Source organism: Nocardia sp. NPDC041819 (assembly GCF_055590505.1).
Genome location: NZ_JBVJAP010000023.1, coordinates 1 through 26385, shown reverse-complemented (window position 1 = coordinate 26385; position 26385 = coordinate 1). Strand labels below are relative to the sequence as shown.

At 70.6% G+C, this 26385-nt stretch carries 21 protein-coding genes and 1 pseudogene; 18 read left to right on the top strand and 4 right to left on the bottom strand.

Annotation, left to right across the window (positions count from 1 at the left end; genetic code table 11):
* The first annotated feature begins 4 nt into the window (after positions 1–4).
* The 12 genes from ACZ6DL_RS35185 (at position 5) to ACZ6DL_RS35130 (ending at position 13023) form a co-directional block, all read left to right on the top strand.
* Positions 5–1012: an amino acid ABC transporter permease gene (locus ACZ6DL_RS35185; RefSeq protein ID WP_466057736.1), complete on the top strand. Its 1008-nt coding sequence runs from the start codon at positions 5–7 to the stop codon at positions 1010–1012.
* A complete protein-coding gene (locus ACZ6DL_RS35180; protein WP_466057734.1) occupies positions 1009–1776 on the top strand; it encodes an amino acid ABC transporter ATP-binding protein in 768 nt (255 codons plus the stop codon). The genes ACZ6DL_RS35185 and ACZ6DL_RS35180 overlap by 4 nt, the downstream gene beginning before the upstream one ends.
* Complete coding sequence (locus tag ACZ6DL_RS35175) at positions 1776–2750, top strand: ABC transporter substrate-binding protein (protein ID WP_466057732.1); 975 nt, start codon at positions 1776–1778, stop codon at positions 2748–2750. Before ACZ6DL_RS35180 ends, ACZ6DL_RS35175 begins: the two co-directional genes overlap by 1 nt.
* Before the next feature lie 114 nt (positions 2751–2864).
* Positions 2865–4484: an ABC transporter substrate-binding protein gene (locus ACZ6DL_RS35170; RefSeq protein ID WP_466057730.1), complete on the top strand. Its 1620-nt coding sequence runs from the start codon at positions 2865–2867 to the stop codon at positions 4482–4484.
* A gap of 2 nt (positions 4485–4486) precedes the next feature.
* A complete protein-coding gene (locus ACZ6DL_RS35165; protein WP_466057728.1) occupies positions 4487–5491 on the top strand; it encodes an ABC transporter permease in 1005 nt (334 codons plus the stop codon).
* A 71-nt stretch (positions 5492–5562) separates the two neighbouring features.
* Positions 5563–6435 (top strand): ABC transporter permease, encoded by an 873-nt coding sequence (locus ACZ6DL_RS35160; RefSeq protein WP_393241341.1) that lies wholly within the window; start codon positions 5563–5565, stop codon positions 6433–6435.
* Positions 6432–8054, top strand: coding sequence for a dipeptide ABC transporter ATP-binding protein (locus ACZ6DL_RS35155; protein ID WP_466057726.1), 1623 nt, complete (start codon positions 6432–6434; stop codon positions 8052–8054). Before ACZ6DL_RS35160 ends, ACZ6DL_RS35155 begins: the two co-directional genes overlap by 4 nt.
* Before the next feature lie 173 nt (positions 8055–8227).
* Positions 8228–8563 (top strand): hypothetical protein, encoded by a 336-nt coding sequence (locus ACZ6DL_RS35150; protein ID WP_040865906.1) that lies wholly within the window; start codon positions 8228–8230, stop codon positions 8561–8563.
* A complete protein-coding gene (locus tag ACZ6DL_RS35145; RefSeq protein WP_466057724.1) occupies positions 8563–9696 on the top strand; it encodes an LLM class flavin-dependent oxidoreductase in 1134 nt (377 codons plus the stop codon). The genes ACZ6DL_RS35150 and ACZ6DL_RS35145 overlap by 1 nt, the downstream gene beginning before the upstream one ends.
* On the top strand, positions 9693–11063 hold the full coding sequence (locus ACZ6DL_RS35140; protein ID WP_466057722.1) for an NtaA/DmoA family FMN-dependent monooxygenase: 1371 nt from the start codon (positions 9693–9695) through the stop codon (positions 11061–11063). The genes ACZ6DL_RS35145 and ACZ6DL_RS35140 overlap by 4 nt, the downstream gene beginning before the upstream one ends.
* Positions 11060–11866 (top strand): DUF1684 domain-containing protein, encoded by an 807-nt coding sequence (locus tag ACZ6DL_RS35135; protein ID WP_466057720.1) that lies wholly within the window; start codon positions 11060–11062, stop codon positions 11864–11866. The genes ACZ6DL_RS35140 and ACZ6DL_RS35135 overlap by 4 nt, the downstream gene beginning before the upstream one ends.
* A complete protein-coding gene (locus ACZ6DL_RS35130) occupies positions 11863–13023 on the top strand; it encodes an LLM class flavin-dependent oxidoreductase (RefSeq protein WP_466057718.1) in 1161 nt (386 codons plus the stop codon). The genes ACZ6DL_RS35135 and ACZ6DL_RS35130 overlap by 4 nt, the downstream gene beginning before the upstream one ends.
* A gap of 165 nt (positions 13024–13188) precedes the next feature.
* On the opposite strand, the gene ACZ6DL_RS35125 is transcribed toward ACZ6DL_RS35130, so the two are convergent.
* Entirely contained in the window at positions 13189–14190 is a 1002-nt protein-coding gene (locus ACZ6DL_RS35125; RefSeq protein WP_063054036.1) for a methylenetetrahydrofolate reductase, read from the bottom strand.
* 185 nt (positions 14191–14375) lie between these two features.
* Here ACZ6DL_RS35125 and ACZ6DL_RS35120 point away from each other — a divergent pair, with 185 nt between their 5' ends.
* From ACZ6DL_RS35120 to ACZ6DL_RS35105, 4 genes are all read left to right on the top strand, one after another.
* A complete protein-coding gene (locus ACZ6DL_RS35120) occupies positions 14376–15509 on the top strand; it encodes a polyprenyl synthetase family protein (protein WP_466057716.1) in 1134 nt (377 codons plus the stop codon).
* Between the two features lie 37 nt (positions 15510–15546).
* Positions 15547–17130: a phytoene desaturase family protein gene (gene crtI, locus ACZ6DL_RS35115; protein ID WP_466057714.1), complete on the top strand. Its 1584-nt coding sequence runs from the start codon at positions 15547–15549 to the stop codon at positions 17128–17130.
* Between the two features lie 63 nt (positions 17131–17193).
* On the top strand, positions 17194–18912 hold the full coding sequence (locus ACZ6DL_RS35110) for an alpha-(1->6)-mannopyranosyltransferase A (RefSeq protein WP_466057713.1): 1719 nt from the start codon (positions 17194–17196) through the stop codon (positions 18910–18912).
* A complete protein-coding gene (locus ACZ6DL_RS35105) occupies positions 18909–19931 on the top strand; it encodes a phytoene/squalene synthase family protein (protein ID WP_466057711.1) in 1023 nt (340 codons plus the stop codon). Before ACZ6DL_RS35110 ends, ACZ6DL_RS35105 begins: the two co-directional genes overlap by 4 nt.
* Positions 19932–20465: 534 nt before the next feature.
* Here ACZ6DL_RS35105 and ACZ6DL_RS35100 read toward each other — a convergent pair.
* Positions 20466–20834, bottom strand: a complete 369-nt coding sequence (locus tag ACZ6DL_RS35100) for an Rv2175c family DNA-binding protein (protein WP_466057709.1) — start codon at positions 20832–20834, stop codon at positions 20466–20468.
* Between the two features lie 130 nt (positions 20835–20964).
* Between ACZ6DL_RS35100 and pknB the strand changes: the two genes are divergently transcribed.
* Positions 20965–22926, top strand: a complete 1962-nt coding sequence (pknB, locus tag ACZ6DL_RS35095; RefSeq protein ID WP_466057784.1) for a Stk1 family PASTA domain-containing Ser/Thr kinase — start codon at positions 20965–20967, stop codon at positions 22924–22926.
* A 45-nt stretch (positions 22927–22971) separates the two neighbouring features.
* On the opposite strand, the gene ACZ6DL_RS35090 is transcribed toward pknB, so the two are convergent.
* Positions 22972–24357, bottom strand: coding sequence for a class II 3-deoxy-7-phosphoheptulonate synthase (locus ACZ6DL_RS35090; protein ID WP_040865895.1), 1386 nt, complete (start codon positions 24355–24357; stop codon positions 22972–22974).
* Between the two features lie 733 nt (positions 24358–25090).
* On the opposite strand from ACZ6DL_RS35090, the gene ACZ6DL_RS35085 reads away from it, so the two are divergent.
* Complete coding sequence (locus ACZ6DL_RS35085) at positions 25091–25591, top strand: polyadenylate-specific 3'-exoribonuclease AS (protein ID WP_466057707.1); 501 nt, start codon at positions 25091–25093, stop codon at positions 25589–25591.
* A 69-nt stretch (positions 25592–25660) separates the two neighbouring features.
* Here ACZ6DL_RS35085 and ACZ6DL_RS35080 read toward each other — a convergent pair.
* A pseudogene (locus ACZ6DL_RS35080) lies at positions 25661–26385 on the bottom strand (cytochrome bc1 complex cytochrome b subunit); the annotation flags it as partial.

Sequence of the window (26385 nt, the reverse complement as noted above, 5' to 3'; positions counted from 1 at the left end):
CGTCATGAGTGCGTCCACCGCACCCGCGACCGCCCCGGCGCGCGAACCGGGCCCGACCGGCACACCCCTCCGCGCGCCGGACGCCGCCGAGTACGGCACGCCGCCGACCGTGGCCAAGACCCGGCATCCCTGGCGCTGGGTGGTCAGTGCCGTCGCGCTGATCCTGCTCGCCCAGTTCGTGCACGGGCTGGCCACCAATCCCGGATGGGACTGGCCGACGTTCGCGCAGTACATCACCGCGAAGTCGGTGCTGTCGGCGTTGCGGGTCACCGTGGAGCTGACCGTATGGGGCACGGCGCTGGGCTTTCTGCTCGGCACCGCGCTCGCGGTCGCCCGGCTGTCGAACAATCCGGTGCTGCGGGTGATCTCGTGGGTCTACATCTGGGCGTTCCGTTCGATCCCGCTGATCGTGCAGCTGCTGTTCTGGTTCAACATCGCCTACCTGTACCGGACCGTCTCGATCGGCATCCCGTTCGGGCCCGCGCTGTTCACCTTCGAGGTGAACGGTGTGATCAGCGGTTTCACCGCCGCTGTGATCGGGTTGGCCCTGCATCAGGCGGCGTATTCGGCCGAGATCATCCGGGCCGGGTTCATCGCGGTGGACGCCGGTCAGCTGGAAGCCGCCGCCGCGCTGGGGATCCCGCGGCTGCGGCAGTTCCGCACGGTGGTGGCGCCGCAGGCCATGCGCTCGATCCTGCCGAACGCGACCAACGAGGTGATCAGCCTGTTCAAGGGCACCTCGATCGTGTCGGTGATGGCGATCGCCGAGCTGTTCTACCAGGTCCAGGTCATCTACGGGCGCAACGGGCGGGTGGTGCCGCTGCTGATGGTCGCGACGGTCTGGTACATCGTGCTCACCACCGTGCTGTCGGTGGCGCAGTACTACATCGAACGCCACTACGCCAAGGGCGCGCACCGCACGCCGCCGCCGACACCGCTGCGACGCGCGTGGCAGAAGCTGCGCGAGGTCGCCGAGGCCGGTCCCGCCGCACCGCGCGGAGCGACCCGATGAGCGCGGCCCCCGCCGTGGAGGTCCGCGGCGTCCGGAAATCCTTCGGCGCGCATCCGGTGCTGCGCGGCATCGATCTCACCGTGCGCTCCGGCGAAGTAGTCACCGTGATCGGTCCGTCCGGTTCGGGCAAGTCGACCCTGCTGCGCGTGGTGAACCACCTGGAGTCGCTGGACGCGGGCACCGTGCGCATCGGCGGCGAGCTGATCGGCTATCGGCTGCGCCGCGACCGCCTGCACGCGCTGCCCGATCGCGAAGTGCGCAAGCAGCGCTCGCGAATCGGCTTCGTCTTCCAGCAGTTCAATCTGTTCCCCCACCTGACCGTGCTCGAGAACGTCACGCTCGCACCGCTTTCCGCGCAGCGGCGCGACCGGGCCGAGGTGGAGCGCGAGGCGCACCGGCTGCTGGAGCGGGTCGGTATCGGACAGTTGGCCGACGCGTATCCGCGCCGGTTGTCGGGCGGGCAGCAGCAGCGGGTGGCCATCGCGCGGGCGCTGGCGCTGCGGCCGCGCGTGATCCTGTTCGACGAACCCACCTCCGCGCTGGACCCGGAACTGGTCGGCGAGGTGCTCGACGTGATCCGCGATCTCGCGCACGGCGGCACCGCACTGGTGATCGTCACGCACGAAATCGGTTTCGCCCGTGAGGTGGCCGACACCGTGGTGTTCCTCGACGAAGGCGTCATCGTCGAGCAGGGCTCGCCCTCGGCCGTGCTCGACCATCCCGAACACCCGCGCACCCGCGCCTTCCTTTCCCGAGTCCGCTGATGAACAGGTATCCGATGAAGTTCTCCGCCATGGTCACCGCCGCCGCGACCGCGGTCGCGCTGCTGGCCACCGGCTGCACCGAACCCGAGGCGGATACCGCCGCGCAGCCCGCCGGTTCGATCACCTTCGACCTCTCCCCCGCCCAGTCCGGACGCGTCCGGACCGCGAAGGTCGATGCCATCGCCGCCGAGGTGCCGCAGGCGATTCGCGAGCGCGGCACGCTGGTGGTGACCGGCGCGTCCGGCGCCGCGCCGCCGCTGCGGTTCTACGCCACCGATGACAAGACGGTGGTCGGCTCCGAAGTCGACTTCGCCGCACTGATCGCCGACATCCTCGGCCTGAAACTCGACGCGCAGGTGGCGGACTGGTCGCAGAACTTCGTGCGGGTGGACTCCGGTGAGGTGGACGCGTTCATCTCCAATGTCACCGTCACCGAGGAGCGCAAGGAGAAGTACGACTTCGCGACCTATCGCAAGGACAACGTCGCGCTGGAGGTGCCGATCCAGAGCAAGCTCGAATACACCGACCGCACAAGCCTGGCGGGCAAGCGGATCGGCGTCGGCAGCGGAACCAACCAGGAGCAGCTGCTGGTCAAGTGGAACGAGCAGAACCGGGCCGAGGGTCTGCCGCCGATCGATATCGCCTACTTCCAGCAGGTCACCGACTACTACCTGGCGCTGGCCTCGCAGCGGCTGGACGGCTACCTCGGACCCAACCCCACTGCGATCTACCACGCGGCCACCGCGAAGCAGACCAGGATCGCGGGCACCTTCTCGGGTGCGGGCGAGGCGCTGCAAGGCGAGATCGCGGTGCTCACCAAGAAGGACAGCGGGCTGATCACCGCCGTGCAGCACGCGCTGGCCTACGCCATCGAGCACGGCGCCTACCAGCAGGTGATCGACCGCTGGGGGCTGCGCGGCGAGGCGGTCACCGAATCGCGAATCAACCCACCCGGCCTGCCGAAGAAGCGCTGAGCAGATGACGCAGCGCCGCCGTATGCCCGGCCGACCGTCGGCGACCGGTGTCGCCGACGCCTTTCCCCAGCAGGGCGAGCAGCTCGCCCGCATCGAAGTATCTGGAGTCGCCTCGTGATCCGAACCCGTCACCGAATCGCCGCGTTGGCCGGCGCGCTCGCCGCGGCCACCACCGTGGCCGCCTGCGGCAGTGATTCGGCCGCGCCCGGCGGCGACGCGGGCCCGCCCCGGCCGGGCGGCACCCTGCGCTACGGCCTGTCCCAGACGCCGACCTGCTCGGACCCGGCTCAGGCGGGCACCAACCAGACGCTGTACGTCACCCGGCAGATCGTGGATTCGCTGACCGACCAGGATCCGGCCACCGGCGAGCTGAAGCCGTGGCTGGCGCAGAGCTGGGAAGCGAGCCCCGACGCGAAGGTCTTCACCTTCCGCCTCACCGACGGCGTCACCTTCAGCGACGGCACGCCGCTCACCGCCGACTCGGTACGCAACACGTTCGATTCGGTCGTGCGGCTCGGCTCGGGCAAGGCACCGCTGGGCAGCAGCTACCTCACGGGCTACGTGGGGACCACGGCGGTCGACCGGCTCACCGCCCGCGTCGAGTTCAGCAAGCCCAACGCCCAATTCCTGCAGGCGGCCTCGACCGCCCAGCTCGGCATCCTGGCCGACGTGACCACGGCCAAGCCCGCCGAGCAGCGCTGCCTCGGCGACAACGTCGGCAGCGGGCCGTTCACCTACACGGCCTACCGCCAGGACGCCGCGGTGACGCTGGCCAAGCGCAGCGGCTACCGCTGGGGTTCGGCGGTGTTCGCCCATCGCGGTGAGGCCTATCTGGACAAGATCGAGTTCACCGTGGTGCCCGAATCCGGCGTGCGCACCGGCAGTCTCGCCTCCGGACAGCTGGACGCGATCAGCGACGCGCTGCCGCAGGACGCGCCGCAGATCGAGGCGGCGGGCGGCCGGGTGCTCAGCACCGCCAACCCGGGTGTGCCGTTCGGCCTGCAGCCCAACGTCACACGCGGACCGCTGCGCGATCCGGCGGTGCGCCAGGCGTTGCTGCCCGCGATCGATCGCAGGCAATTGGTGGACACCGTGCTCGGCCCGCAGTTCAAACCCGCGACCAGCCCGCTGGCGAGCACCACACCCGGCTACACCGACCTCTCGGCACGGCTGGCCTTCGACCCGGCGAAGGCGCGCACCATCCTCGACCAGGCCGGGTGGTTGCCCGGCGCGGACGGCATCCGGGCGAAGAACGGTGAGCGGTTGACGTTCTCGGTGCTCTTCAGCCAGGTGTTCGCGGGCAACCAGGCGATCCTCGAACTGGTGCAGCAGCAACTGCGGCAGGTCGGCGTCGAACTGAAGCTGGACCTGGTGTCGGTGGCGGAGACCACGGCGCGGCAGAACAGCAAGGACTTCGACACCTTCTACGGCAACACCACCCGCGCCGATGGCGACATCCTGCGCACCTCCTTCGGTCTCGACGGGCGCAACCTCAATGCGCGCGGCCCCATCCCGCCGCTGGACGACGCGCTGAACGGTCAGGTCGCCACCGTGGACACCACGGTGCGCAACGGGCTCATCCACACCGCGCAGCAGCAGGTGCTCGAGGCGGGCCTACTGATCCCGACGGTCGAGCTGTCCCAGGCGATCGGAGCGGGGGCGAACACGCAGGACCTGAAGTTCGAAGCCTCGGCGCGATTGCAGTTCTTCGACACCTGGCTGAGCGGGCGATAGTCATGGCGCGCTATCTGACCCTGCGGGTGTTGCAGGCGATCTGGGTGCTGTGGGCGGCGTTCACGCTGTCGTTCGTGGTGTTGTACCTGCTGCCCGCCGACCCGGTCTCGATCGCGGCCGACGCGGGCGGGTCGGGCACCCCGGTGGACAAGGCGGCCATCGCCGAGTTGCAGGCCCGCTACGGGCTGGATCGACCGCTGTGGGAACAGTATTGGACCGCGCTCGGGCACGCCGTGACCGGCGATCTCGGGCATTCCATCGCCACCGGGCAGCCGGTCACCGGCGCGATCGGTGACGCGCTGCCCGCCACGCTCGCGTTGACCGGCGCCGCCCTGCTCTTCGCGGTCATCGGTGGCGTCGCGCTGGCGTTCGCGGCGACTCACAGCCGTCGGCCGTGGCTGCGCAACGCCTTGGCCGCGCTGCCGTCGCTGGGCGTCTCGGTGCCGACCTTCTGGACCGGGCTGCTCCTGCTGCAGGTGTTCTCGTTCCAGTTGCGGCTGGCGCCCGCGTTCGGCGGGCACGGGTTCGCGGGCACGGTGCTGCCCGCGCTCACCCTGGCGCTGCCGATCGGCGCGGTCATCGCGCAGGTGCTCACCGCCGGGCTGGAGACGACCTGGCGTCAGCCGTTCGTCGACGTGGCCCTGGCCAGGGGCGGATCGCGCTGGTGGGTGCAGCGCACGCACGTGCTGCGCCCGGCCAGTGTGCCCGCGTTCACCATCGCGGGGGTGCTGGTGGGCAACATGCTCGCCGGATCGGTGGTGGTGGAGACGGTCTTCGCCCGCCAGGGCGTCGGGCGGCTGACCCAGACCGCGGTGCTGGCGCAGGACATCCCCGTGGTGCAGGGCATCGTGCTGCTCACCTCGGCGGTGTTCGTGAGCGTGAATCTCGCGGTGGATCTGGTGTATCCGCTGCTCGACCCGCGCATCGCCGCCCGCTCCCGCGCCGTGGGCGGCGAATCCGAGCGGAACGCCGTCGACGCCGCCGAGGAGGCGATCATCCGTGCCTGACGCCGCTTCCGTCATTCGTACCGCCGCCGGACTCGCGCTCGGCGCGCCGCCGGCCGAGGAGGTGAGGACTCATGGTTGACGTCATCGAGGAAAGGCGCGCGGCCGTGCTACCCGGCCTGCGGCGCCCGGCCGTGCGCTGGAAGAGGCTGCGCGGCAACGCCGGACTGCTGATCGCGGGCGCTGTCGCGCTGCTCGCCGTGGGATGGGCGCTGGCGCCGTCGGTCTTCGCGGGCGGCGACCCGCTGACCGGCGTGCCCGCGCAGAAGTTCCAGGGCCCCAGCGCCGAACACTGGTTCGGCACCGACAATCTCGGACGCGACCTCTACACCCGGATGGTGCACGGCGCCGGGCTCTCGTTGACCGCCACGCTGGCCGCCGTCGGCATCGCGCTCGTCGCCGGGTCGCTGCTCGGGCTGCTGTCGGGCGCGATCGGCGGCGTGGTCGACGCCGTGGTCATGCGTTCGGTCGATGTGCTGCTGTCGGTACCCGCGCTGCTGCTGTCGCTCGCATTGGTCACCGCGCTCGGCTTCGGCACCGGCAATGTGGCGATCGCGGTGGGCGTTTCGCTGGTGGCCAATTTCGCGCGCGTGATGCGATCGGAAGTGCTGCGGGTCCGGCAAGCGGTGTACGTGGAGGCGGCCCACGCCGCGGGGGTGCGCTGGTACACGGTGCTGGCCAGGCACGTGCTGCCCAATGCCTACCAGCCCGTACTCGCTTTGGCCGCAGTCGAATTCGGCATGGCGGTGCTGGCGGTGTCGGCGCTGAGCTTCCTCGGTTACGGGGCGAAGCCGCCCACCCCCGAGTGGGGCACGCTGATCTCGGAGGGCCGCAATTACCTCGCGACCGCTTGGTGGATGACCACCCTGCCCGGGTTCGTCATCATCGCCGTCGTGCTCGCCGCACAGCGCCTCGGACGCGCGATCGGGAAGGGAGAACACCCGTGAGCGCCCCGGCATCTTCGCTGCTGCACGTCCAGGACCTGCGGGTTCGGTACCGGTCCGGAACCGGCGCGGCCACCGCGCTGAACGGGGTGTCGCTCACGGTGGCCCGCGGCGAGGTGGTGGCGCTGGTCGGCGAATCCGGCTCCGGCAAGTCCACGCTGGCCCACGCCGTGATCGGCCTGCTCGGGTCGAACGCCGAGACCACCGGGGGGACCGTGACCTTCGACGGCGCCGTGGTCGACACCGGCTCCGAACGCGCGCTGCGGCGGCTGCGCGGAGTTCGCATCGGGTTCGTCCCCCAGGACCCGGGGCTGTCGCTGAACCCCGTCCGGCGGGTGGGTGATCAGGTGGCCGAAGCACTGCTCGTGCACGGGCTTGCCGACCGCAAGGCGGCGCGGGCGCGGGCGATCGAACTGCTGGCCGACGCGGGACTGGATCGGCCGGAGCTGCGGGCCGGTCAGTACCCGCACGAGCTGTCCGGCGGGCAGCGCCAGCGGGTGCTGATCGCCGCGGCGCTGGCCTGCGCACCGGACCTGGTCATCGCCGACGAGCCGACCAGCGCGCTCGACGTGACCGTCGCGCGCCGGGTGCTCGACCGGCTCGCCGAGCAGATCGCGGCACGCGGCACGGCGGTGCTGCTGATCACCCACGATCTGGCCGTCGCCGCCGAACGCGCCGATCGGCTCGTCGTGCTCAACGGCGGCGAGGTGGTGGAGAGCGGCCCGACCGCCGAATTGCTGGCCACACCGCGCCACCCGTACACCAAGCGCCTGCTCGCCGCCTCGCCCAGCCTCGCTCCCGCGGGCGGCTACCGCGAGCCCAAGCCACGCGGCGGTAAGCCGCTACTGGTCTTGCGCGAAGTGCACAAGACCTTCCGGGCGCACGGGGGCGACAGCGTGACCGCGGTGGCCGGGGTCGGCTTCGAACTGGGCCGCGGCGAGACCCTCTCGCTGGTCGGCGAATCCGGGTCGGGCAAATCCACCACCGCGCGGATCGCGTTGCGGCTCACCGAACCCGATCGGGGCGAGGTCACCTTCGACGGGCAACCGCTGTCGAAGGCCCGTGGGTCGCGGCTGCGCGCGCTGCGCAAACGCTTCCAGGTGGTGTACCAGAACCCCTACGCCTCGTTGGATCCGCGCTGGCGGGTGGGCGCGATCATCGAAGAACCGTTGCGCGCGTATGGAGTCGGCAGTCGCGCGCAGCGGCGCGACCGGGTGGCGGAGTTGCTGGCGCAAGTCGCGCTGCCCTCCGGGTTCGCCCAGCGCAAGCCCGCCGAGCTGTCGGGCGGGCAGCGTCAGCGCGTCGCCATCGCCAGGGCGCTGGCGCTGCATCCCGAGCTGCTGGTGCTCGACGAACCGGTCTCCGCGCTGGACGCCTCTGTGCAGGCGCAGATCCTCGAATTGCTGGACGGCCTGCAGGCCGAACTGGCGCTGAGCTATCTGTTCATCTCGCACGATCTGGCGGTGGTGCGTCGCATCAGCGACCACGTCGCGGTGTTGCGGCGCGGCCGCATCGTCGAATCCGGCCGCACCGCCGAGATCTTCGGCAACCCGCGGCACGAGTACACCCGCGAGCTTTTGTCGGCCATCCCGGCGCCGGCAGTCCCGAAAGGCGTGTCGTAATGCCCCGTCCGACCTACCGCCACAGCCGGGTGCTGAACCGGCAGCAGCCCTGGGCCCCGTGCCGCAGCCGCCCGGAACCCGCCGTCGCGCCCTGCGCGATCACCCCTCCCCCCGCACCGGAGCCCACCACCGGCCACGAGCCGTGGTGGCACCGACCGAAAAGGATCGCCCTGATGGTGTACTCCGCCTTCAACCGGAAACCGGCCGCCACCGACGCCGAACCGTCTCCCGCGCCGGACATCCCGGCCGCCCCCGCCGTCTTCGCACCCGATCCCGCGCGCTGGTGGCGCACCCGTCTGCGCGCCCCGCGTGCCGCCGACACCTCCGGCAACCCGCGGGTGCACGCCGTCGCCCCGGTCCGCGCCGAGCGCGACCGCCGCGCCGTCCGGTCCGCGCGCGGCATGCGCGCCGCACTGTGGCAGCAGGCGCTGCTGCTGGGACCCGATGTCGCCGGATCCGGGACCCATCCGGCGCTGCGGCAGCAGATCGAGGCGGAGGGCACGGCCTGATGGCACACTCCGGCTTCTTCCTCGCCGTCGAAGCGGCGGGCACCGGCGCGCACCCCGCGTCCTGGCGGCGTGCCGACTCGCGCGCGGAGGACCTGTTCACCGGACGGTACTGGACCGAGGTTATCGTCGCGGCCGAGCAAGCGGGCATCGACGCGGTGTTCCTGCCCGACTCGTTCGGCGTGCAACCCGGCGGCCCCGGCGTCACCCGCGGCAGGCTCGACGCGGTCGCGATCGCCGCCCGCGTCACCGCCGTCACCCACCGCGTCGGTCTGATTCCCCAGGCGCCGGTCACCCACACCGAACCGTTCCATCTGGCGAAGGCGATCCAGAGCTTGGACTTCGCCACGCTCGGCCGGGCGGGCTGGGAGGTCACCGTCTCCGAAGGAGACGAGCAGGCGCGGGCGTTCGGGCGCAAACCGGCGCAGGACGCGGCCGCGCTGTGGCACGAGGCCGACGAGGCGATCGAGGTCGCCACCCGGCTGTGGGACAGCTGGGAGGACGACGCGGAGATCCGCGACGCCTCGACCGGCCGCTTCGTCGACCGGGACAAGCTGCACTACATCGACTTCACCGGCGACAACTTCGCCGTGAAGGGGCCCTCCATCACACCGCGCTCGCCACAGGGCCAACCGATCGTCGCGGTGCGCGCCGATGGCGCGGCCGCCACCGCGGTCGCGCTGCGCCGCGCCGACCTGATCCGGATCGGCGCGGATGACCTCGACGCGGCGCGGGCACGGCGCACCGCGTTGCGCACTGCGCTCGCGGACGCGGGACGCGACCCCGACAGCGTGCACGTGCTGCTGGATCTCGACATCCACCTGGCCGGCTCCGCGGACGCGGCACGGGCGGAAGCGCACACCTTGGACGGCTGGGCAGGCCCGGTCCGCACCGCAGCGCCCAGCGCCCTGCGCCACCTCGGGACCGCAGAGACACTGCGCGAAGTGCTCGCGGCCGTGGACAGCGCCGAGGCCGCCGACGGCGTCGTCCTCCGGCCGCTCGCGCTTCCGGCCGCCGTGCGGCTGCTGCCCGGGATCGACCGGAAGCCGCTGTCGAACAGCACATTACGTGCGCGCCTCGGACTGCCCCGTCCGGAGAGCCGCTACGCCATCAGCGCGAAAGGTACCCCGTCGTGACCGACAAGCCTCGCAAGCCGGTCCACCTCGCCGCCCACTTCCCCGGCGTGAACAACACCACCGTCTGGAGCGACCCCGAGTCGGGCAGCCAGATCGATTTCGCGTCGTTCGAGCATCTGGCGCGTACCGCCGAGCGCGGCCTGTTCGACTTCTTCTTCCTCGCCGAAGGGCTGCGGCTGCGCGAACATCGCGGCCGCATCCACGACCTCGACGTCGTGGGCAGGCCGGACACCTTCACCGTGCTCAACGCGCTGGCCGGGGTCACCGAGAAGCTGGGATTGGCCGGCACCATCAACAGCACCTACAACGAGCCGTTCGAGCTGGCCAAGCAATTCGCCTCGCTCGACCATCTCTCCGGCGGCCGCGCGGCCTGGAACGTCGTGACCTCCTCCGACGCGTTCACCGGCGAGAACTTCCGGCGCGGCGGCTATCTCGAGCACGGCGAGCGCTACCACCGCGCGGCCGAGACCGTCGAGGTGACCCGCGCGCTGTGGGACAGCTGGGCCGCGGACGCACTCGTCGTCGACCGGCAGGCCGGGGTGTTCGCCCGGGAGATTCCCGAAACCCGCCATCGCGGAAGACAGTTCGACATCACCGCCCGATTCGTGCTGCCGCCGAGCCCGCAGGGCCACCCGGTGCTGTTGCAGGCGGGCGATTCCGAGGACGGCCGGGAATTCGGCGCGGCCACGGCCGACGCGATCTTCACCGGCCACGGCACCCTCGAGGACGGGCAGCGCTTCTACGCCGACCTGAAAGGCCGCCTGGCCAAGTACGGGCGCACCCCCGACGAGCTGAAGATCTTCCCCGCCGCCACTTTCGTCCTCGGCGACACCGAGGCCGAGGCGCAGGAACGCGCCAGGCACATCCGCCTCCAACAGGTCGGCCCGCAGACCGCGATCGCCTTCCTCGAACAGGTCTGGGGCCGGGATCTGTCCGGATACGACCCGGACGGACCGCTGCCCGACGTCGAGCCCGTCGACGACGTGAACATCACCCGCGGCCGCGTGCGGCACGCCAAAGATCCCCGCGCGGTCGCCGAATCCTGGCGGGCCAGAGCCGAAGCCGAAGGGCTCAGCATCCGGGAGCTGATCATCGAGGTCACCGCACGCCAGCAGTTCATCGGCACGCCCGCGGCGGTCGCCGAGCGGATCGACGCGTACGTGCAGTCCGACGCCGCGGACGGATTCATCCTCGTCCCGCACCTCACCCCGCACGGGCTGGACGAATTCGTCGACCGGGTCGTCCCGGAACTGCAGGAGCGCGGCAGCTTCCGCACCGAGTACGCCGGAACCACCTTGCGCGACCACCTCGGCCTGCGCCATCCCCACCGTCGCACCACCGCCCACGAAGGAGCCGAAGCGTCATGACCACGAGCATCACCACCGTTTTCGAGACCGAGTGGGCGCGCTGGCACCACACGCGGGCAGACCAACTGCGCGACCCGCTCGGCTTCCTCGGCCTGACCGCCCTGCACTGGCTCACCGACCGCCCCGAACGGCTGCCGGACCTGCCCGGCACCTGGTGGGTCACCGACGAGAAGGTGTTCATCACCGCCCAGCCCGCCGACCGGCTGGAATACGACGGGCTCGGCATCGCGGGCGTACAGATCGTCACCCCTGCCGAAGGGGCGCCCGGCCTGCACGTCCGGCAGGAGCGCCGGGTACTCGAGGTGATCCGCCGCACGGGCCGCTACGCCGTCCGGGTGCACGACCCCGCTTCGCCCGCCCTGCTGAGCTTCGACGGCATCCCGGCCTACCGGCCCGACCCCCGCTGGGTGGTCCCGGGGCGCTTCACGCCGTTCGCGCAGCAGCGGACCGTGGTCACCGGCGCCGTGGTCGAGGGGCTCGAGCACCGCCACAGCGCCGCGGGCACCATCGAATTCCGCATCGGCGAGGTGACCGAACGCGTGGTCGCGTTCGGCGACCGGGACAACCTGCGGGTGCTGTTCACCGACGCCACCAGCGGTGTGACGACCTACCCGGCGGCACGGTCGCTGACCGTGGGCACGCCGGAGGCGGACGGCACGGTGCTGCTGGACTTCAACCGCGCCGCGAATCTGCCGTGCGCCTTCACCGATTTCGCGACCTGCCCGGTGGCGCCCGCGCAGAACCGGCTGCGCGTGGCCATCGAAGCGGGCGAGCAGGACCCGCGGCGGGGACGTGCCGCATGAGCGGCCGGTTCGTTCCCCTCTCGATCCTGGACCTGTCCCCGATCAGCGCGGGCTCGACCGCGCAGCAGGCCCTGCGCAACACCGTCGATCTGGCCCAGCACGCCGAACAGTGGGGCTACCACCGGTACTGGCTGGCCGAACACCACTTCGTCTCGGTGGCCAGCTCCTCCTCGATCACCCTGATCGGGTTGGTCGCGGCGGCCACCGAGCGGATCCGGGTGGGTTCGGCGGCGGTGCAGGTGGGTCATCACACCTCGGCCTCGATCGTGGAGGCGTTCGGCACGATCGACGCGCTGTACCCGGGCCGGCTCGACCTGGGCCTCGGCCGGTCGGGTCATCGGCGCGGCCAGTTCGGGGCGGAGGCCGCGCGACCCGCGCGCGGCAAGCCCGTGGTCTCCACGGTGACCGGACGCACCGAGATCCGTGACGGCGTTGTCGTTCCGCCGCCGTTCGACCCGGGCCGCATCCTGGACCGGTCCAAGTTCATCGCCTCGGTGGGCGCGCTCCAGCAGCGCGGCGCGCAGCCGCTGGAGTTCGCCGAGCAGGTCGGCGAGGTGCGCGCTCTGCTGGCGGGCACCTTCGTCAGCCCGGAAGGCGTTGCGTTGCACGCGGTTCCCGGTGAGGGCGCGCAAGTGCGGCTGTGGCTGTTCGGCAGCACCGCGGGCGAGAGCGCGGAGCTGGCCGGGCGGCTGGGGCTGCCGTTCGCCGCGGCCTATCACGTCTCGCCGGGCACCGCGCTGGACGCGATCGAGGCGTATCGCGCGGCGTTCCGCCCGTCCGCCGAGCTGGCCGAGCCGTACGTGGTGATCTCCGCGGACGTGGTCGTGGCCGAGGACGACGCCACCGCGCGGCGGCTGGCCGCGAGCTACGGCCACTGGGTGCACAGCATCCGCAGCGGCGCGGGCGCGGCCGACTACCCCGATCCGGCGACCATCGCCCCGCTCACCGCGGAGCAGCGGCGCCTGGTCGACGATCGCCTCGCCACCCAGTTCGTGGGGTCACCGGGCACCGTCGTGGAGCGGCTGTCCGCGCTGCAACGCGTCAGCGGAGCGGACGAACTGCTGGTGACCACGATCACCCATCGGCACGCCGATCGGCTGGAATCGCATCGGCTGCTCGCCGAGGCATGGGGGCTGCGCGCGGTCCGCGCGGCCTGACCCGGGGTCTTTCCGGTGCGCTCTCGAGCGCACCGGTCGGTCACGGAGGCCGCCACAGTGCATGCCGGAGTGGATCGAACGCACCATCCGAAGTACGAGCGGCCGCCGGTCACGGCATCGAAGCGGCCGGTGACGCGCACGTAGCCCCCATCCGAGGCGGGAGCCTCAGACGCTGACCGGGGCGGCCGTGACGCCGTAACCGAGGTTGGTCAGCACCTCGCTGGTCGCCTTGGCGAAATTGAGCGTGATGAAGTGCAGGCACGGCGCGCCCTCGTCGATCAGCCGCTGGGCGATCTCGGTGGCGATCTCGATGCCCGCCGCGCGCACCGCCGCGGCGTTCTCCTCCCCGCCGTCGCCCGCCGCCGTGCGCAGCCGCCGCATGACCGAGTCCGGCAGCGGCCTGCCGCACAGCTCCTCGGCGCGCTGCACCGTGCGCAGCGACGTGATCGGCATCAGCTCCGGAATGATCGGCTTGGCGCCCTCGATCGGGTCCAGCGCCACCAGCCGATCGCGCAAGCGCAGGTAGTGCTCGACGTCGAAGAACATCTGGGTGATCGAATACTCCGCTCCCGCACGCAGTTTCGCGGCCAGGAACGCGGTATCGGTCGCCAGGTCCGGCGAGCGGTGGTGGCCCTGCGGGAACGAGGCCACGCCGACGTGGAAGTCACCGAGGTCGCGCACGATACGCACCAACTCCTCGGCGTAGGAGACGCCCTGCGGATGCTTGTGCCACTCCCCCAGCGGGTCGCCCGGCGGATCGCCGCGCAGCACCAGGATGTTGCGGATACCGGAGTCGGCGTACGCGCCGACCAGCGAGCGCAGCTCCGCGACGCTGTGTTCCACCGCGGTCAGGTGCGCGACCGGCAGCAGCGTCGTCTGCTGCGCCAGTTCCCCGGTCACCCGGACGGTGCGGTCGCGAGTGGAACCACCCGCGCCGTAGGTCATCGACACGAACGCGGGATGCATGCACTCGAACTGCCGCACGGCGCGCCACAGCCGCGCCTCGGCGGCGGCGTCGCGGGGCGGATTGAACTCCACGGAGAACGGCACCGCGTGCCCCGCGTGAGCCCGCAGACTCTGCACGACCGAAGGTGTTCCAGAGACGTTCGGGTGCGTCCGGGACGGCCGGCCAGGGGTCGAGCTTCCCCGCACGTTGTCGAAAGTCACCGGTTCAGTGTAGAGGTGGCCGGTGGCGGCCCCGTCGGGTCGCTCGGACGTCCCGCGTATTCTTCGCTTCGAGCGACATGTTCGCCACGCCGAGCGACACGCGCGACCGCCCCCCGCTCGGCCCCGAATCACCCGCAGCGCCCGGGCACCCTTCGCGACCCCGTGCGTCCATCATCCGCACGACCTTGGAGGCTCCTCTGTCCGCCGCAACCGGTACTCAGACGCCGCGTCCCGCGGTGCCGCAGCCGGGCACCCCCGCCTTCGTCACCGCCGTGGAAAACGCCCTGACCAGTTTCTTCGCCACCCGCCGCCCGACGACCGAGCGCCTCGGCCCGGTCTTCGTCGAGGCCACCGACGCGCTCGAGCAGTTCGTGCTGCGCGGCGGGAAACGCACCAGGCCAGCGTTCGCGTGGACCGGGTGGCTCGGAGCGGGCGGCGATCCGCACGCCCCCGAGGCCACCGCGGTGCTCACTGCCTGCTCCGCGCTCGAACTCGTCCAGGCCTGCGCGCTGATCCACGACGACATCATCGATTCCTCCCGCACCCGCCGCCGCTTCCCCACCGTGCACGTCGACTTCGAGCAGCGCCACCGCGACCGCGGCTGGGCGGGCGACTCGGCGCACTTCGGCGCCAGCGTGGCCATCCTGGTCGGCGACCTGGCGCTGTCCTGGGCCGACGACATGGTGCACGCGTCCGGGCTGGCGCCCGCGGCCATCGCCCGGTTCGCCCCCGTGTGGGCCGACATGCGCACCGAGGTGCTCGGCGGTCAACTGCTCGACATCAACGGCGAGGCGGGCGGCGACGAATCGGTCGAGGCCGCGCTGCGGATCAACCGCTACAAGACCGCCGCCTACACCGTCGAACGCCCGCTGCACCTCGGCGCCGCCATCGCCGCCGCCGATCAGCAGCTGATCGAGGCCTACCGCCGGTTCGGCACCGCCATCGGGATCGCCTTCCAGCTGCGCGACGACCTGCTCGGCGTATTCGGCGATCCGGCCGTCACCGGCAAGCCCTCCGGCGACGACCTGCGCGAGGGCAAGCGCACCGTGCTGCTGGCCGAGGCACTGCGCCGCGCGGACGAGACCGACGCCGCCGCGGCCGCGCTGCTGCGTTCGAGTATCGGCACCGACCTGAGCGCCGAGCAGGTGCAGCGGCTGCGCGCGCTGCTCGCCGAACTGGGCGCGGTCGACGAGGTGGAACGCCGGATCGCCGAACTCACCGACAGCGGTCTGGTCGCGATCGAGGCCAGCTCGGCGACGCCGGTGGCCAAGGAACGGCTGCGCGCGATGGCGCTGGCCGCGACCGAGCGCGCGGCGTGAGCCGGGTATCGGTCGCCACGGTAAGGAGACGAACCGGATGAGAACCGTTGCGGGACCGACCGATCGCGTCGTAGTGGTCGGCGCGGGCCTGGCCGGCCTGTCGGCCGCCCTCTACCTGACCGGCGCGGGTCACACGGTCACGCTGCTCGAGCGGGCCGACCACCCCGGCGGCCGGGTGGGCCGGTACCAGGGCGCCGATTACGAGATCGATTCCGGGGCCACCGTGCTCACCCTGCCCGAACTGATCACCGACGCGCTCGCCGCCGTCGGCCGCGCCCCGGAGACCTGCGAACCCCCGCTGCGCATCCACCGGCTGGCGCCGGGCTATCACGCCCGGTTCGCCGACGGCGCGCAGATCAGGGTCTTCGCCGACCCGGATGCCATGGCCGCGGAGGTCGAGCGGACCTGCGGCCCGGCCGAGGCACGCGGATACCGGCGCCTGCGCGCATGGCTGGCGCGGGTCTACGCGGCGGAGTTCACCGAGTTCATGGACACCAACTTCGACTCGCCGCTGGATATGGTGCGCCTCCCCGAAAAGCGCCGCGCGCTGGTCGAATTGGCACGTCTCGGCGGGTTCGGCAGGCTCGGCCCGCGGGTGCGCCGGTTCCTGCGGGATCCGCGCCTGGCGCGCCTGTTCACCTTCCAAGCCCTCTACGCGGGCATGCCGCCCGCGCAGGCGCTCGCCGTCTACGGCGCGATCCCGCATATGGACACCTCGCTGGGCGTCTACTTCCCCGAGGGCGGTATGCGCGCGATCGCCGCGGCGCTGGCGCACGCGTTCGCCGAGGCAGGCGGCACGCTGGAACTGAATGCCGAGGTGGTCGGCATCGACTACGCGGGCAGGCGAGCCCGGCGCGCCCGCACCGCCGACGGGCGCTCGTTCGACTGCGACGCGCTCGTGCTCACCGCCGACCTCGGCTCGCTGGATCGTTTCGGTGTGCGACCACGGCGCGGGCTGCGCGCCTCGCCGTCGGCGCTCGTCGCGCACGGCACCGTCCCCGCCGCGGTCGCGGCGCGGTGGCCGGTGCAGGCGCACCACACCATCGAGTTCGGGGAGGCCTGGGACCGCACGTTCACCGAGATCACCGCTCGCCGCGGCCGCGGCAAGCTGATGAGCGACCCCTCGCTGCTGCTGACCCGGCCCGCTCTGACCGATCCGAGTCTGTTCGTCGAACGCGGCGACGGACGCCATGAGCCGTTCTCCTTGCTCGCGCCGTGCCCGAATCTCGCGGCGGCACCGCTGGACTGGCCGCGCCTCGGCCCCGCCTACCTCCGCGAGTTGCTCACCGTACTGGAATCGCGCGGCTACCGGGGCATCGCCGAGCACTTCACCGTCGACCGGCTCGACACACCTCGGACGTGGCTCGACTACGGCATGCTTGCGGGCACGCCGTTCTCCGCCGCACACCTCTTCCGTCAGACCGGCCCTTTCAGGCCGGGCAATTTCCCGCGCTCTAGCGACAATGTGGTTATCGCCGGTTGCGGCACCACTCCGGGCGTGGGCGTGCCGACCGCCCTGTTATCCGGAAAACTGGCGGCAAACCGCATCGCGGGCGAGGTCGGGCGCACTTCGCGTGCGACCCCGCGCACCAGCCGGATAGTGTTCGAGACGACGCCGTAAACTAAGCGCCGACCTATTCGCTCGCGGTTGCGACCGCCGACCACTCGGGGGGACCGACACCAGATGGCATCCCCCGAAACGCGCACCGCAGAGGCCGCCTCCGCCGGTGACACCCGTCCCTCGTCGCCCGCCTCCGCACGTCGCGAATCGGCCACCGACCGTGGTTTCCTGTGGTGGATGCGCACCTGCGCCGACTTCGCCAGAAGCCAGGAGGGCCATGCCGCCCTGCTCGGTTTCTTCGGCGCGATCATGATCATGTTCGGTGGTTTCGGCGCGGGCAGCGTGCGCAAGCGCGACCCGCTGCTCGAGGCCATGCATCTGTCCTGGCTGCGGTTCGGGCACGGTTACGCGCTGTCGACCATCTGCATCTGGATCGGCGTGCTGCTCATGATCACCGCTTGGGTCCGCCTCGGGCGCGCCACGATCGGCACCGGCGACCGGACCGGCGCCGAGGTGACGCTCAACGAGCTTCGCGCCATCGTCGGCATCTGGATCGCGCCGCTGCTGTTCGCGGTGCCGATGTTCAGCCGCGACGCCTACTCCTACCTGGCCCAGGGCGCGCTGCTGCGCGACGGCTTCGACCCCTACCAGGTCGGCCCGGTCGCGAATCCCGGTGTGCTGCTGGACAACGTCAGTCCGGTGTGGACCACCACCACCGCGCCCTACGGTCCGGTCTTCCTGCTGCTCGGTCGCGCGATCACCGCCGTGACCGGCGACAACGTGGTGGCGGGCACCATCGCGATGCGGCTGGTCATGCTGCCCGGCCTGGTGCTGATGATGTGGGCGGTGCCGTATCTGACCAAGCACCTCGGCGGCAAGCCGACCGTCGCGCTGTGGCTGGCCGTGCTCAACCCGCTGGTGCTGATCCACCTGATCGGCGGCGTGCACAACGAGATGCTGATGGTCGGGCTGATGTGCGCGGGCATCGCGCTGGTGCTGGAGCGCCACCACGTGGCGGGCATCGTGGTGGTCGCGATCGGCGTGGCCATCAAGGCGACCGCGGGCGTCGCGCTGCCGTTCCTGGTCTGGATCTGGATGCTGCACGAACGCGAACGCCGCGCGGCGCAGCGGGTCGGGCGCGATCCGGCACACCTGCCCGCCAGCGAGCAGCCCGGCGACGCCGCGGAGCCGACGGAGGACATGCCGCATCCCGCGCTGATGTTCGGCAAGATCGCCGGGCTCGGGCTCAGCGTGTTCGCGGTCGTGTTCGTCGCCGCCTCGGCCATCGCGGGCGTCGGCATCGGCTGGCTGACCGCGTTGTCCGGGTCGAAGAAGATCATCAACTGGCTCTCGCTGCCGACCGTGATGGCGCACGCGATCACCTGGATAACCCCGCTGCGGCTGGAATCGGTGCTCGAGGTGACCCGCGCGATGTGCGCGCTGGCCTTGGTCGCCGTGCTCGCCCTGACCTGGTGGCGGTTCCGGCACAGCGAGCGCGAGGCGGTGCTGGGCATCCTGATCGCGTTCGTCGCGATCGTCATCCTCTCGCCGGCCGCGCTGCCCTGGTACTACTCGTGGCCGCTGGCGCTGGCCGCCGGGTTCGCGCTGTCCACCACGACGCTGATGGCGCTGGTCGGCGTATGCACCTGGTTGATGCTGGTCTTCCAGCCGGACGGTTCGATCGGCCTGTACAACTTCTGGCATGTCGTCGCCGCCACCTTCGCCGCGAGTATCGCGGCGTTGTCGCTGCGCACGGTGGACCCGCTGCGCCTGCGCACCACGCCACCGAGCACTGTCACGGCCACGCCCGGCAAGGCCACCGCTTCGCCCGCCGCCCGATGACCGAAAGCCGGCTACCCGGTTCCGCCCTGCTCCCGCTCGCCTACCGCGAGTGCAGGCAGATCGCCGCCACGCACGGCCGCACCTACTTCCTTGCCACCCGGCTGCTCTCGGCCGAGCGACGGCCCGCAGTGCACGCGCTCTACGCGTTCGCGCGCATGGTGGACGACGTCGTCGACCGCACGGGCCGTCCTAACGCCGCGACCGACAGCGACCCGGTCACCGAACTCGACCGAATCGAGCGGGACCTGCGGGCCGCGCTGGGATCGCACACCGGCGAGGCCCGCGGCGACGCGCTGCTGCCCTCCGGCCCGAATCCGGAACACGAACGAAGCCGGGAAGCGGGACTACGGCCGCGCGCCCTCGTGCTCGCCGCCGTCACCCACACCATCCACCGCTACGGCATCGCGGCACAGCACTTCTGGACGTTCCTGGACTCCATGCGCATGGACGCGCCCGGCGCCCCATCCTTCCGTAACCGCTACGCCACCATGGCCGAGTTGCGCGACTACATGCGCGGCTCCGCGGCCGCGATCGGATTGCAGCTGCTCCCCGTGCTCGGCACGGTCGTCCCGGTGCACGAGGCCGAACCCGCCGCCGCCGCTCTGGGCGAGGCGTTCCAGCTCACCAACTTCCTGCGCGACGTCGCAGAGGATCTCGACCGCGACCGGGTCTACCTGCCCGCCGATGCCCTCACCGCGTTCGGCGTCGACGAGGACCTGCTGTTCGAATGCCGGCGCACCGGCCGCACCGATCCACGCGTTCGCCGTGCCCTCGCCCATCTCATCGCGGTCAACCGGGATCTCTACCGCCGCGCCGAATCAGGCATCGACCTGCTCGAACCCCGGGTGCGCCCCGCCATCCGCACCGCGGCCACCCTCTACTCCGACATCCTGCACCACATCGAACGCAGCGACTACGCCGTCTTCGACCACCGCGCCGCGGTGCCCCGCCACCACCGCCTGCGCGTAGCCGCCGCCGAATTCACCACCGCCACCCTGCGCAGCCGCCTAGACCGCTGACGACCGTCCAGCCCACCTGAATCGACGGCGAGTGCTGGGCCACGGTAGCGGCAAGCTGCCCCCGCATGGTGAGCAGCGCGCGGAAGTAAGCCGAGCCGAGCCCAAACGCGATTAGCGCAGCGGCGCAGATTCGTGCAAGGCGCGAGCAGGAAGAACGGCTCGTGCCCTCCGTCGCCGCATTCGACAAACAGGCTCGGATCGGCCGAGTAGGCCGCATCAGAACTCCCCGCCACTGCCGACGGCGAACTCGAATCGGCGCCACTACGGCCGGCGCAACAAGGCCCGAGCGAAGCGACACCGCGCGGGGCCCGGTAGCCCAAGGCACCAGCATCCACTTGATCCTGCGTTGACCACCCCACGCGACCACAACAGCTCAACCACCGGTTTCGAGCGCAGCGAGACCGAGCATGTTCCGTTCGCGGCCCGGCTCGCGTCCGAGCGGCCGCCGCGTCCGCGACGAAGTCGCCAGCGGCGGCCGCTCGGACGCGAGCCATCAAGGGGCCGCGAACACGCCGCGCCCGCGCGGCCAATAATTCAGAACGGGTCCGCGGCCGCCCGGCGCAGGACTTCGCGGGCCAGGGGGCCGTGCAGGGCGTCGATCGGTTTGCCGGGCAGGGTCTCGTCTTCGGTGAAGATCCACTCCAGGATCTCCTCGTCGGTGTACTTGGCGTCGCGCATCACGGTGATCAGGCCGGGCAGCGGCTTCACGACCGCGCCGGTGTCGTCGAAGAACCGTTCTGGGACGCCCGCGACGCCGTTTCTGCGGAGGGCGAGCAACTGGTGATCGCGCAGCATCTGGTGCACCCGGGTCACCACCAGCCCGAGTCGGTCGGCCACCTCCGGCAGCGGCACGAGGGCCACCGACTGCGGAAGGACGTCGTCACTGCAGGGAAATGCACTCACCCGGATAACGGTAGACGGTGACCTGCCGCACGTCGTGAGACACCCGGGGTGGTGGGAGTCGATACCATCGTGGAGGCCGCACGGAGCGGCAAACTTTGTGAAAGCCGGAGGACTTCTCTTGATCGGCCAGATGCTGGAAGGGCGCTATCGGATCGATGCGCCGATCGCCCGCGGCGGAATGTCGATGGTCTTCCGCGGGGTCGACACCCGCCTGGACCGGCCGGTCGCCATCAAGGTGATGGACCCGAAGTTCGCGGGCGACCCGCAGTTCCTGTCCCGATTCGAGTTCGAGGCGCGCGCGGTCGCCAAGCTCAAGCATCCTTCGCTGGTCGCGGTTTACGACCAGGGCATCGACGGCGACCATCCCTTCTTGATCATGGAGCTGGTCGAGGGCGGCACGCTGCGCGAGCTGCTGCGCGAACGCGGCCCGATGCCACCGCACGCGGTGCGCGCCGTCGCCGAACCGGTACTGGCGGCGATCGGCGTCGCGCATTCCGCTGGGCTGGTGCACCGCGACATCAAGCCGGAGAACGTGCTGATCTCCGACGCGGGCGAGGTGAAGATCGCCGACTTCGGCTTGGTGCGCGCGGTGGCCGCGGCGAACACCACGTCGGCCAGCGTCATCCTCGGCACCGCCGCTTACCTGTCGCCCGAGCAGGTCACCAGCGGCTCCGCCGACTCCCGCAGCGACGTCTACTCCTTCGGCCTGCTGATCTTCGAAATGCTCACCGGCCGTGTCCCGTTCACCGGTGACACCTCGATCTCGGTGGCCTATCAGCGCATCGAGAACGATGTGCCGAGCCCGAGCGGATTCATCTCCGGGGTGCCGCCGGAGTTCGACGAGCTGGTGACCAAGGCCACCGCGCGCGACCCCGCGCACCGGTTCGCCGACGCGAACGAGATGGCGGCAGCACTGCGGCAGATCGGCACCGCGCTGCGCCTGCCTCCCTATCGGGTGCCCGCGCCCCAGGAGTCCGCCGAGCATCTCAGTGCCGGCTACCGCGTCGTCGCGCCGGATCACGACGACCGGCCGGATTTCGCGGGCGCGTCGGCCCACGACCCCCATGCGCCGCAACCGGTGCAGCACACCAAAGTGGTCACCGCCCAGCGGCCCCGCGTCGACTACAGCCCCCCGGCGGACTACGACCGGCCCCAACCGGCGCGTCAAGCCCACCCCGCGCCGCCGTACGCGCCGCCCTACGCCGACGAGCTCAACCGCTCCCGGCGCACCGTGTGGATATGGGTGGCCATCGTCGCGACGCTCACGCTGCTGGTCGGCATCGGGGGCTGGTGGCTGGGCGTCGGCCGGTATTCGGCGGTGCCGCCGATCGCCGGGCTGGACACCGACAAGGCGGTCGCCACGCTGCAGAACGCCGGGTTCGAGACCGAGATCCGGCAGAAGGCGTCGGACACGATCCCGGTGGGCGGCGTGGTCGGCAGTGACCCGTCGGCCGGGTCCAAGATCACCAAGGGTTCCACGGTCGCCGTCCTGGTCTCCAATGGCAAGCCCAAGGTGCCCGACGTCAAAGCGGGTGACCAGGTGTCGAAGGTCAATCAGTTGATCCGGGACTACGGGCTGCAACCGGTCGACGCGGGCGAAGAGTCCAACGCCGCCCCCAAGGGAACGGTCGCCCGGGTGGAACCGCGGCCCGGCACCGTGCTGCCCCTGGGCGCGCAGGTGAAGGTCTACCGCAGCAAGGGATCGCAGCCGGTCAAGGTCCCGGACGTGCGCGGCAAGTCGACCGACGAGGCCACCAAGATCCTCAGTGCCGCCGGAATCGCGATCCGCGAGACCAAACCCCAGTTCGACCGCAGCATCGAGGCGGACAAGGCCATCGGCACCCAGCCGGGCGCAGGCGCCACCATTCAATCCGGCGACGGCGTCGTCCTGCTGATCTCCAATGCCCTGAAGATGCCCGACGTCCGCGGATGGACCGTGGCCAACGCCCGCGCCAAGCTGGAAAGCCTCGGCTTGCAGGTCGAGGTCAAACAATTGGCCCGAGCCGATAGCTCGCTGGTGGTCTCGCAAACTCCGGCCATCGGAGTCAACCTCGAGGCGGGCGACACCGTCACCATCGTGGCGCTTCCCTGACCGGAAGCGAGCGTGCGAAGTCCGGCCGCTGACGCGGCTCGGATCTCAGCGCAGCATCTCGGCGACGAGGAACGCCAGCTCCAGCGACTGCTGGGTGTTCAGCCGGGGGTCGCAGGCGGTCTCGTAGCGGCCGGACAGATCGAGGTCGGAGATGTCCTGGGCGCCGCCGAGGCATTCGGTGACGTCCTCGCCGGTGAGTTCGATATGCATGCCGCCGGGGTGCGTGCCGAGCGCGTGGTGCACTTCGAAGAAGCCCTGCACCTCGTCGACGATGCGGTCGAAGTGACGGGTCTTGAAGCCGGTGGACGCCTCGTGCGTATTGCCGTGCATCGGGTCGCACTGCCAGATCACCTGGTGACCGGTGGCCTGGACCTTTTCGATGATGGGCGGCAGCACGTCGCGGACCTTGCTGTGGCCCATGCGCGAGACGATGGTCAGGCGGCCCGGCTCGTTGTTCGGGTCCAGCCGCTCCACGTATTCCACGGCCTGCTCGGGCGTGGTGGACGGGCCGATCTTCAGGCCGATCGGGTTGGCCACCAGTTCCGCGAACGCGATGTGCGCGCCATCGAGCTGGCGGGTGCGCTCACCGATCCAGAGGAAGTGCGCCGACAGGTCGTAGAGCACCGGCTCGCCGATCGCGTTGTGACTCAGGCGCAGCATGGCGCGCTCGTAGTCCAGCACGAGCGCCTCGTGGCTGGCGTAGATGCGCGCCGCTTTCAGGCTCGGATCGTTGACCCGGCACGCGGTCATGAACGCCAGGCCGCGATCGATCTCCTCGGCGAGTGCCTCGTAGCGCGCACCGGCGGGCGATTTGGCCACGAAGTCGCGGTTCCAGTCGTGCACCTTGTGCAGATCGGCCATGCCCGCGCCGGTGAGCGCGCGCACGAGGTTCATCGCCGCGCTGGCGTTGGCGTAGGCCCGGACCAGGCGGGAGGGGTCGTGCTCGCGCAGCGCCGCGTCGGCGGCCAGCGCGTTCACCATGTCGCCACGGTAGGACTTGAGGCCGAGCGCATCGGTGTCCGACGAGCGCGGTTTGGCGTATTGGCCCGCGATCCGCGCGACCTTCACCACCGGCAGGCTCGCACCGTAGGTGAGCACGACCGCCATCTGCAGCAGGGTGCGGATGTTGCCGCGAATATGCGGCTCGGTGTTGTCGGCGAACGTCTCCGCGCAGTCGCCTCCCTGCATGAGGAACGCCTCACCGCGGGCGACTTCGGCCAGCTGAGCGCGCAGCTCCTCCACCTCGGCGGGCACGCAGATCGGCGGCACGCTCTCGAGCACGGTGCGCATCTCGGCCGCCTGCTCCGGATCCCAGGACGGCTGCTGCAGCGCAGGTCGCGCCAGCGCGTCGTCCAGCCGCCTGCGCAGCTCGGCGGGCAGCGGCGGCAGTTCCGGCAGGCGATCGATGGGTACGTCGACGGTCCAGTTCACCAGTCCAGAATACGGACCGCCACCCCCTCGCAGGAACCCAGTCCCAGGGCTGGAATCGCCCCACCTGAGGTGAATGGCTTATACCCCGGCGGGTGCGATCACCGGGGTAACCACGCGGATATTGCGCCATCTCACGATCGATGGGACACCATGTCCAGGGACCGCATCGCATTATCGTCTTCGGCAGTTCCGTAGAGTTCGAGGATTCTTTCGCCCAGCCGACCAGATCTCGCACTCTCCGGACTGTCGGTCGACATCTGAGCCACAACTCGAGGTTCTCGGGCCGGTTTCCGACTTATCGCCGTTGATTCGGTGAACATTCCCTCTCGGACGGAGCTTCCTACCCGGTTGAACCTCCATGACAAGACGGCGCTCTAATTCCCGGCCCGTAGTCGGAGCATCGAATAACCATACGAAGATATCCGCCGCCGTCGTGAGCTTTTGTGACGCCGCCCTGGCGGCCCTGGCCCCAGGGCGGGATCGACACTCCCCATCGTCGAACCTCATGGAGGTGCGCTCGGCAGACTCCATACTTCATTACTGCTGGCCTGGAACAGCTTTCGCCGGCGCAGCGCGGAAGTACCCCGTACGGGTCCTGCGCATAATGTGTGCCACACACCTCGCGCTCGTACCTGACGCGCGCAACCTTCTACACTGCATACGAGAACACTGGCCATTCCACCCCCGTGTTGCCGAATTTACCGCCAGCGAAGATATCAGAGAGGCTTGGTGCTTGAAGTATTTTTATGACTGCGAATTCATCGAGGACGGTGTGACCATCGATTTGGTCTCCATCGGCGTCGTCTGCGAAGACGGCAGGGAGTACTACGCGGTGTCCACCGAATTCGATGCCGGACGTGCGGGACCCTGGGTGCGCAAATTCGTTTTGCCCCAGCTGCCGTCGCCTTCCTCTCCGTTGTGGCGCAGCCGCGCCCGGATCCGGGACGAGCTGTACGCGTTCCTGGTGCCGCGGCCGACCGTGCAACCGGAGCTGTGGGCCTGGGTATCCGCCTACGACCACGTCGCCCTGTGCCAGCTGTGGGGCTCCATGGTCGACCTGCCCAACACCCTGCCGCGCTACACCAACGAATTGCGCCAGCACTGGGAGGCGCACGGCCGTCCCGAACTCCCGCCGATCCCGCCGGACGCGCACGACGCGCTGGCCGACGCCCGGCACAACCTCGCCAAGTTCGAAGCCATCGAGGCCGCACGCCGCGCGGCGCCACGCCTATGACACCCGCGGTATGACGCAGAACGGCCCCCGAGTCGCATTCGACTCGGGGGCCGTCCGGTGGGGCGGGCGTCAGTGGCCGTGCTTGCCGTTCGCCGCCTCCTGAGCGCGCTGCAGCACCTTCAGCTGCCTGTGCTCTTCCTCGTGCTCGATCTCGAAGTTCCGAGCGCTCTCCTCCTGCGGATCGGGCCGCAGGAAGCTACCGGTGCCCGGCTTGCCCGCCGAACCCAGCTTGCTCATCTTCTTCGGGACCGGTGCGCCCTGGTACTCCAGCGGAATCGGGTGGCCGTGCGCGTCGACCGGGCCGAGCGGCTGGTGCACCTCGATGTACTCGCCGTGCGGCAGACGCTTGATCACACCGGTCTCGATGCCGTGCTCGAGCACCGCGCGGTCGCTGCGCTGCAAGCCGAGGCAGAACCGGTACGCGATGTAGTACGCCGCGGGCGGGGCGACGAGCAGGCCGATGCGGCCGATCCACGTGGTCGCGTTCAGCGAGATGTCGAACTTCAGGGCGATGATGTCGTTGACGCACGACAGCGTCAGCACCACGTAGAACGCGATCGCCATCGCGCCGATCGCCGTCCGGACCGGAACGTCACGCGGCCGCTGCAGCAGGTTGTGATGGGCACTGTTGTCGCCGGTGAGCCGCTTCTCGATCCACGGGTAGGCGATCAGCACGGTGAACACCAAGCCCATGATCAGCGCGACCCAGAACACCGCGGGCACGGTGTAGCGGCCCAGATACAGCTCCCATGGCGGCATCAACCGGGCCAGGCCGTCGGTCCACATCATGTAGA